We start from the raw sequence: 359 nt of genomic DNA, 5'->3' as shown, positions 1-359 counted from the left end.
TTGCAGCTTCGTTCAGACATCCACGGCGAGTCAGAGCACGAAGCACGCACGCTCCGACGCGCGTGCCACCCCGCAACCGCCCCGCCGCAGGCGCAGCCAGCAGGGGGTGGACAGCCGGACATCCACACGGGCCATCGCTTTGCTCGGCCCAGGCAGCGCAGCGCGCGGCGCTTGCGCCCGCGATTCGGGGCCGAGCGCAGCGATGGCCCGTGTGGATGTTCTGCTCCCCGTGCCCCTCTGGATGCGCCGAGGAGCGCAGGGTTTGGCGGATCAGGGCTCGCGTGTGTCTGAGCGACGCGCAGCGGCGCGAGTTGAGCGAGACCCCGCCAAACCCGAGCACCGCAGGTTGCCCCGTAGCG

The organism is Acidovorax sp. HMWF018 (assembly GCF_003061035.1).
Taxonomy (GTDB): Bacteria; Pseudomonadota; Gammaproteobacteria; order Burkholderiales; family Burkholderiaceae_C; genus Acidovorax; species Acidovorax delafieldii.
This window is presented reverse-complemented; position numbering follows the sequence as displayed.